The organism is Streptomyces sp. NPDC006655, from assembly GCF_040703965.1.
Taxonomy (GTDB): domain Bacteria; phylum Actinomycetota; class Actinomycetes; order Streptomycetales; family Streptomycetaceae; genus Streptomyces.
In genome coordinates, this window is record NZ_JBEYJU010000038.1 from 73,859 (window position 1) to 79,107 (window position 5,249).

A 5,249-nucleotide genomic window follows, 5' to 3' on the forward strand; every position below is an offset into this window, starting at 1 on the left:
CTGTGGCGGGGGTGGTGGTTTCCGGGGCGGCGGCTCGTGCCGGTTCGGGGGTGGCGGCTGTGGCGGGGGTGGTGGTTTCCGGGGCGGCGGCTCGTTCCGGCTCGGGGGTGGCGGCCGCGGCGGAGGCGGTGGTTTCCGGGGCGGCGGTCCGTGCCGGTTCGGGGGTGGCCGTCGCGGTGGGGGCTGTCGTCGGTTCCGGGGCGGGAGTCGGCGTGGGGGCGGCCTCGGCGGGCGGGTCCGGCGTCGGCCCAGGGGCCGCCTTCGCCGCGGGTGCCTTCTTCGGCTCGGGGGTCTCCTCGGTGGCATGGGCCGTCCCCGGGGCGGAGCCCTCCTCCGGCTCGGAGCCGGTCGCCGGTCGCGAGGACGCCTCCGACTCGGTGGCCCGTGCCCGCGCCGAGGGCTGCTCGGACTCGGTGGCGTCCGGGGTCGGGGGCTCGTGTGCGGTGCCCTCGCCGGAGCCCTTGTCGGCCCGGGCGCCGGGCTCGGCGGGCTCCGGTGACTCCGGGGCCTCCTGGGCCTCGGGGGGCTCCCCGGCGGCGCCCGCGGCCGCGTCCTCGTCGTTCTCGGGTCGCTCGCTCTTCACCGCATCGCTCCTTGCCGTGTCGTATCCCGCCTCCCCTGCACGGGGGACGGCGATGGGACGCGGAAGGGGGGCGCGCGGTTCCCTGGGAACGCGCCGGGCGGAACCCGACGCAGCGCCGGCTAGTCGCCGTACTCGGACATCGCGTCCAGCAGTCTCGCGGACTTCTTCGGCACGACCACCCCGTGGATGAGTGACGGCGGCACCGGGCGGGCATCGCCGTGCTCAGGAACCACCCAGTGCGGGGCCATCCGCGCGCAGTCCCCCCGCAGCGACGCCAGGTCGCCGTCGAGGTCGGCCGGAGCGGGGGCGTGGACCTTGAGGTTCGTCATGACGGCACCGTATGCACGCCGGAGGCCGCGAAGAAAGATCTACTATCGGGTAGTTTTGGCACCTTCAGGCCGCCCGCGCCGACCCGGTAGCGTTAACTGTCACTCACGCCTCCCCTCAGGAGAGTCCCAGCCGTGCGCATCGCAGTCACCGGCTCCATCGCCACCGACCACCTCATGACCTTCCCCGGCCGCTTCGCGGACCAGTTGGTCGCGGACCAGTTGCACACCGTCTCGCTGTCCTTCCTGGTCGACAACCTGGACGTGCGCCGCGGCGGTGTCGGCGCGAACATCGCGTTCGGCATGGGACAGCTCGGCACCCGGCCGATCCTGGTCGGCGCGGCGGGCTTCGACTTCGACGACTACCGGGCCTGGCTCGACCGGCACGGCGTCGACACGGAGTCCGTCCGCATCTCGGAGACCCTGCACACCGCCCGTTTCGTGTGCACGACCGACGCCGACCACAACCAGATCGGCTCCTTCTACACGGGCGCGATGAGCGAAGCCCGGCAGATCGAGCTCAAGACGGTGGCCGACCGGGTCGGCGGCCTCGACCTGGTCCTGATCGGCGCGGACGACCCCGAGGGGATGCTCCGGCACACGGAGGAGTGCCGCGCCCGCGCGATCCCGTTCGCGGCGGACTTCTCCCAGCAGATCGCCCGGATGGACGGCGACGAGATCCGGATACTGCTGGAGGGCGCCACGTACCTCTTCTCCAACGAGTACGAGAAGGGGCTGATCGAGACCAAGACCGGCTGGACCGACGAGGAGATCCTCGCGAAGGTCGGCCACCGGGTCACCACGCTCGGCGCGCGCGGGGTGCGGATCGAGCGGGTCGGCGAGGAGCCGATCGAGGTCGGCTGCCCCGACGAGGAGCGCAAGGCCGACCCGACGGGCGTGGGCGACGCGTTCCGCGCGGGGTTCCTGTCCGGACTCGCGTGGAGGGTCTCGCTGGAGCGGGCGGCTCAGGTCGGGTGCATGCTGGCCACGCTCGTCATCGAGACGGTGGGTACGCAGGAGTACCAGTTGCGCCGGGGGCACTTCATGGAGCGGTTCACCAAGGCGTACGGGGACGAGGCGGCCGAAGAGGTCCGGGGGCATCTGGTCTGAGTCGCGGGTGCGGCGGCGTGGGGGCCGGTCGCGCCCACGCGGCGGCAGCCGCAGGCGCGACACCGCCCCGCGCTCCTGGCGGGGCCCTCAGGTGAGCCGGCGTACCAGGTAGGCCGTTCCTCCTTCCGCCGGCTCCTCACCGACGTACTCCTGGTCCCGCATCTCGCACCACGCCGGGATGTCGAGTCGTGCCGCCTCGTCGTCGGACAGGACCCGCACCCGGCCGCCCACCGGCACCGTCCCGATGACCTTCGCCAGCTCGATGACCGGGATCGGGCAGCGCTTGCCGAGCGAGTCGACGACCACGTCCGCCGCCTGCGGCACGACCGTCGCGCCCGCCGGGGCGCCCAGTTTCTCCCGCACCCCGGCCACCACCCCCGGCAGCACCTCGAGGAACCGCGCCACGTCCGCCTCCGCCGCGCCCGCGGGCAGCGACACCCGTACGTTCCCCTCGCTCAGGACGCCCATCGCCTTGAGGACATGGCTCGGTGTCAGGGTGCTGCTCGTGCAGGACGACCCCGAAGACACCGAGAAACCCTCCCGGTCCAGCTCATGGAGCAGGGTCTCGCCGTCGACATAGAGACAGGAGAAGGTGACGATCCCGGGCAGCCGCCGCTCCGCGTCCCCCACCACCTCCACGTCCGGCACCGACTGCGCCACCCGCGCCCGGATCCGCGCCGTCAGTTCCCGCAGCCGTACGGCCTCCTGCTCGGCCTCCGCCCGCACGGCCCGCAGCGACGCCGCCGCCGCGACGATCGCCGGCAGGTTCTCGAAGCCGGGCGCCCGCCCCGACTCCCGTTCGTCCGCGGCCCCTTGGACGGCGAACCGCACGCCCTTGCGTACGACGAGCAGCCCCACCCCGGCCGGCCCGCCCCATTTGTGCGCACTCGCCGCGAGCAGTGACCAGTCGCCCTCCACCCGTCCCCACCCCAGCGACTGCGCCGCGTCCACCAGCAACGGCACCCCGGCCGCCCGGCACACCTCGGCCACCTCCGCCACCGGCTGCACGGTGCCCACCTCGTGGTTGGCCGACTGGAGACAGGCGAGCGCGGTGTCCGGGCGCAGCGCGGACGCGTAGGAACCGGCGTCCACCGCTCCCGTCCGCCCCACCGGCACCCGGGTCACGGCTCCGCCCTCCGTCTCCCACAGCTCGGCCGAATGGAGAACGGAGGAGTGTTCGACGGCTGACACGATCAGGTGACGTCCGGTCCGGCGCCGGCCGGCCAACGCCCCGGCGACACCCGTGTGGACGGCGCGCGTACCGGAAGAGGTGAACGTCAGCTCGTCCGGCCGGCAGCCCACGGCCTCGGCCGCCGCCTCCCGCGCCGCGTCCAGCAGCATCCGCGCCTTGCGGCCTTCGCGGTAGAGACGGGAAGGGTCGGCCCAGCCGTCGTCCAGAGCGGCCACCAGTGCCTGCCGGGCGACGGGATGGAGAGGGGCAGCCGACGCTGCGTCGAAGTAGGACACACAGCAACGTTAAAACGTCCGTCGAGAGCGACTCCCGACGGGCGCGAGGCTGTGCCTATATGCGGCTCCGCCGCGATGGGGGTCCCCCCGCTCGAGCGAAGCCGAGAGTGGGGGAGCGACCAGCCACAGCGCACCCGCACTCGTCCACGAAACCGCATCAACCCGAGCTATTGGGTGCCCAATCCCACCCTTAAGGAGTGAGTGGCGGCGCGTATGCCCCCCTCCCCGCGAACCCCCGAAGGGCGTCGGCTAGGGTTTGGTCCGCATAAACATCCAAACCCCTGCCCGACGCAGGGCGGCGACCGACCAGCGAGAAGGCCGCAGCCGAACCGCGCGGGCGAGACTCTCGGGAAGGCGCTACGTGAGTCCCAACGGCTCCGACCGCTCGCCGCGGCGCCCGATGCGGCGGAAGCTGCTGCAGGCAATGACCGCGGGCCTGGTCCTTGCGACCGCTACAGGTTGCACATACAAGGACTTCCCCCGCCTTGGTATGCCCACCCCGACCACGGAAGAGGCTCCGCGGATCCTCTCCCTGTGGCAGGGGTCCTGGGCCGCCGCGCTCGCCGTCGGCGTGCTGGTGTGGGGTCTGATCATCTGGAGCGCCATCTTCCACCGGCGCAGCCGCACCAAGATCGAGGTTCCGGCCCAGACCCGGTACAACATGCCGATCGAGGCCCTGTACACGGTGGTCCCGATCATCATCATCTCGGTGCTGTTCTACTTCACCGCGCGCGATGAGACGAAGCTCCTGAGCCTCAGCAAGAAGCCCGACGTCACGGTCAACGTGGTCGGCTTCCAGTGGAGCTGGGGCTTCAACTACATCACGCCCGTCGACGGTGTCACCGGAGACGCGAAGACCGACGCGAACCTGGACGCGATCCCGGACCGGTTCAAGAAGGACTTCCCGGCCGCCGCCGGCGGTGTCTACGACGTCGGCACGCCGGGTACCAGGAACCCGCAGACGGGCAACCCCGGTCCGACGCTCTGGCTCCCCGAGGGTGAGACCGTCCGCTTCGTCCTCACCTCGCGTGACGTCATCCACTCCTTCTGGGTGGTGCCGTTCCTCATGAAGATGGACGTCATCCCGGGACACACCAACTCGTTCCAGGTGACCCCGAACCAGCAGGGCACCTTCCTCGGCAAGTGCGCCGAGCTCTGCGGCGTCGACCACTCCCGGATGCTGTTCAACGTGAAGGTCGTCTCCCCCGAGCGGTACCAGCAGCACCTCAAGGACCTCGCCAAGAAGGGGCAGACCGGTTACATTCCCGCCGGCATCGCGCAGACGAGCCACGAGAAGAACCGGGAGACGAACAACCTGTGAGCATCCTCAACGAACCCCAGGGTGCCGCGGCAGCTGACGGCTCTTACGCAGATGAGCTGCCGGTCAGGCGCAAGCAGCCCGGCAACGTGGTCATCAAGTGGCTCACCACCACCGACCACAAGACCATCGGAACGCTGTATCTGGTCACGTCGTTCGCGTTCTTCCTGATCGGTGGAGTGATGGCGCTGCTCATGCGCGCCGAACTCGCTCGCCCCGGTCTGCAGATCATGTCGAACGAGCAGTTCAACCAGGCGTTCACGATGCACGGCACGATCATGCTGCTGATGTTCGCGACGCCGCTGTTCGCCGGCTTCACGAACTGGATCATGCCGCTCCAGATCGGCGCGCCGGACGTCGCCTTCCCGCGGCTGAACATGTTCGCCTACTGGCTCTACCTGTTCGGCTCGACCATCGCCGTCGGCGGCTTCCTCACCCCGCAGGG

5 protein-coding genes and 1 pseudogene are annotated in these 5,249 nt (G+C 71.0%); 3 read left to right on the forward strand and 3 right to left on the reverse strand.

Going from position 1 to position 5,249, the window contains the following annotated elements; translation table 11 throughout:
• Window positions 1-583, reverse strand: a pseudogene (locus tag AB0958_RS22870) (hypothetical protein); the annotation flags it as partial.
• Window positions 584-702: 119 nt separating this feature from the next.
• Window positions 703-912 (reverse strand): hypothetical protein, encoded by a 210-nt coding sequence (locus AB0958_RS22875; protein WP_366892298.1) that lies wholly within the window; start codon window positions 910-912, stop codon window positions 703-705.
• A gap of 132 nt (window positions 913-1,044) precedes the next feature.
• Between AB0958_RS22875 and AB0958_RS22880 the strand changes: the two genes are divergently transcribed.
• Window positions 1,045-2,019 (forward strand): carbohydrate kinase family protein, encoded by a 975-nt coding sequence (locus AB0958_RS22880; protein ID WP_366892299.1) that lies wholly within the window; start codon window positions 1,045-1,047, stop codon window positions 2,017-2,019.
• 87 nt (window positions 2,020-2,106) lie between these two features.
• Here AB0958_RS22880 and AB0958_RS22885 read toward each other — a convergent pair whose 3' ends face one another.
• Entirely contained in the window at window positions 2,107-3,486 is a 1,380-nt protein-coding gene (locus tag AB0958_RS22885) for an aminotransferase class V-fold PLP-dependent enzyme (protein ID WP_366892300.1), read from the reverse strand.
• A gap of 361 nt (window positions 3,487-3,847) precedes the next feature.
• Here AB0958_RS22885 and coxB point away from each other — a divergent pair, with 361 nt between their 5' ends.
• Complete coding sequence (coxB, locus tag AB0958_RS22890) at window positions 3,848-4,807, forward strand: cytochrome c oxidase subunit II (RefSeq protein ID WP_358975924.1); 960 nt, start codon at window positions 3,848-3,850, stop codon at window positions 4,805-4,807.
• On the forward strand, window positions 4,804-5,249 hold a 446-nt coding region (locus tag AB0958_RS22895; protein ID WP_366892301.1), incomplete at its 3' end, for a cbb3-type cytochrome c oxidase subunit I. The genes coxB and AB0958_RS22895, both read left to right, overlap by 4 nt.